This window comes from Psychrobacillus sp. FJAT-21963 (assembly GCF_001420585.1).
In the GTDB taxonomy this organism is placed as follows: domain Bacteria; phylum Bacillota; class Bacilli; order Bacillales_A; family Planococcaceae; genus Psychrobacillus.
In genome coordinates this window covers 1-1836 of the sequence record NZ_LJIY01000013.1, presented here as the reverse complement: position 1 = coordinate 1836, position 1836 = coordinate 1, and the positions used below count along the sequence as shown (strand labels likewise).

Here is a 1836-nt window from a genome sequence, read left to right as displayed (position 1 = left end):
ATCATTATTAATTATTGAATATCCATATTCTTTAATTAAGGTATCTAAATTCAAAATTGTTCCCCCTGATTATTTGGCATTACTAATATCTGCCATGTTTTTAGTGTAGTTTGGATTCTGAATTTCTGTTTCATCTAAATGTTTATCATAGAAAACATACTCCGGTTTTCCTAATGGTTGGTAATATACGATTATCTGGTTTCTCAATTTCGTGCTTAATTTTTCATATAGTTCAGAAGTTAATTGTGCCACTTTAGATTCTTTATTTTTATCAGTAATTACGACTAAGCATTCTGGATTTTCAAAACTCACTTTGTTCTTCGGGCGTAGATTATAAATCATCCTACCCTGATCAGGGAAATCTCCATCCACTGTAAATGTATGGTTATCCTTTAGGTATAAAAGAGCATTCGGGATATTGCCATTTTTTAAATTATTTATTAATAAGAGAAACAAGTGAAGTTTTTTATGCCTTTGATCATCAGATTCTTCATCAGAACCAACTATCATTCTTGAAACCAATTCGTCTTCATTTGTTTTTATTTCTCCCTCTTCAAAATGTCCTAAACAAGAACCAAAGAAGAAATCACTTTTATCAGGACTATTTAATAAATCTTGAATTGGAAATAGGTAAATATCGTCCAAATCCTTTATTGCATTTAATAATTCATCGTTTATAAAAGGACCTCTGTAATCTTCCCATGAACTAATGTATTCATAGCTACCAGTTGTAACGGGTTCGTAGCCATGTGATGCGGGTCCTCTTGCTTGGCCGGTATCACTCTTATTTATAACGTAACATTTAATATTTTCTTTCCTATCAGAATACCAATATTCATTGATACCATCATATGCAAAAAAAATACCTAGTTTTATATTTTTTAACCTTAATTTTCTATGATCCCCTTGTATGTTTTTATTATGTTTTTTATAAAATGCAGACCACGGCTTATTAAATATTATTTGAGTATCTTTTATTTTGGTATCACAGGCCCAATTAAGAGTAATAATTCTATTATTGTGTTGTCTGGATTCTAAGATTTCCTTTCTAAAAGATGTAAATAAACCATTTCTCGGATTTCCATTTAGTTGCGGATGGAAAATAGTTAGATTGCCAGAAACATTTTCGAGAATATTCTCTGCTTTTATATGTAATACGTCAGCACAAATTATAGATAAAAATTTATTTGTGGAATTCTGATCATCAAAGACAAAAATTTTTTTTCCTAAACATAAATAACTAGCCTCAAAAGTCCTCCATTTATCGTACATATTACCAGTTTTAATTTGAGGTAATATATAAAGGGTTTCTTTTGAAACAAAAAAATAAAGTAGAGGGCTAACAAAGTTTTTTTCTTCTTGTAAGTCAGTTATAGCATCCCATAAAACAATAGTGTTCTGATTTTTATCCCATGTACTAAGATAATCTTTAAATATATCGATGTTTTCTCCTTGAGTCCCTAGACAAAATAATGATCCATTTTTCGGCCAAAGAGTTTTATCCATTATTAATCTTTCTATTCCTTTATAAGGAAAAGAATATTCAGGAGTAAGAACAAGATCAGGATTTTTCTCTTTAACTATTTCCAAAAATCCCATTGCTTTACTTAGAAATTCTTCATTTGTTAATTGAACACCATTATGAGGATTTGATTCAAGTTCACCTATACACTGCCATTGCAATACATTTACTGTACTTGATGATCCATTCGTAATATTCAAACTTAAATTTTCGACCAAACTTGAAACCTTAATATATTCAACCATTAATAAAGCACTCCTGATCTTTTTAGTTTCTATAATTCATTTTACCAAATATATCTAATAAATGATTTT

Annotated in this window: 1 protein-coding gene; it reads right to left on the bottom strand. The window is 29.2% G+C overall.

Features of this window, described 5'->3' with window-relative positions:
• Nucleotides 1–69: 69 nt before the first annotated feature.
• Nucleotides 70–1767: a hypothetical protein gene (locus AN959_RS18170; RefSeq protein WP_056832864.1), complete on the bottom strand. Its 1698-nt coding sequence runs from the start codon at nucleotides 1765–1767 to the stop codon at nucleotides 70–72.
• Nucleotides 1768–1836 lie beyond the last annotated feature (69 nt).

Bases quoted from the DNA above. Each gene is read 5' to 3' on its own strand.
- AN959_RS18170 (WP_056832864.1), bottom strand. From the start codon at position 1,767: ATGGTTGAATATATTAAGGTTTCAAGTTTGGTCGAAAATTTAAGTTTG.